At 59.7% G+C, this 494-nt stretch carries 2 protein-coding genes; both read left to right on the forward strand.

Annotation, left to right across the window (positions count from 1 at the left end; genetic code table 11):
- Positions 1-180 (forward strand): hypothetical protein (locus tag LKE08_RS07505; RefSeq protein ID WP_324703591.1); only part of this gene is annotated, 180 nt, incomplete at its 5' end.
- Between the two features lie 41 nt (positions 181-221).
- Positions 222-395: a hypothetical protein gene (locus LKE08_RS07510; RefSeq protein ID WP_324703592.1), complete on the forward strand. Its 174-nt coding sequence runs from the start codon at positions 222-224 to the stop codon at positions 393-395.
- Positions 396-494 lie beyond the last annotated feature (99 nt).

The raw sequence follows: 494 nt of genomic DNA on the forward strand, positions 1-494 counted from the left end.
GAGTTTTTTCGCCCTGGGGTGAGGGATGCCGGTTGGAGGGATTTCAAGATCTCCCTCACCGCGATCGCGATCGCCCTCTTCTGCCTCGGATTCTGGCTGGGAACCGGCGATCTGAGAATCCCCCCCCTCTCCCTCACCGTAGACTTTGCCCACCCCGACAGAGGCGACGGACGCCGGTGAACGGACGCGCCCGCCCCGTCGGATATCAACCCGCAACAGCCATGAGTAAGCACGACAACAACAGCAGATACACCCGCAACCTGACCGCATCCATCCTGGTCCTGATCCTGACCGTGATGGCCGTCAGCAACGATTTAGAGCGCGAATACGCCCAACGGGAAGTGTCGCGCCTGCGGGGGTTTATTGAAGCCCTCGCCGCCATGCGATACCGCTAAATTCAACCGCCGTGGGAGGGCAACCGCCCGTTATCACCACGGCCATTCACCCATTACTCAGGAGTATTTACCCATGATTGGATTTGTCAGAGGCGACGA

The sequence above is a fragment of the Lyngbya sp. CCY1209 genome, from assembly GCF_035615495.1.
GTDB lineage: Bacteria > Cyanobacteriota > Cyanobacteriia > Cyanobacteriales > Microcoleaceae > Limnospira.

What these genes read in the sequence shown, in the direction of transcription:
- LKE08_RS07510 (WP_324703592.1), top strand. Translation starts at nt 222, where the DNA reads ATGAGTAAGCACGACAACAACAGCAGATACACCCGCAACCTGACCGCA.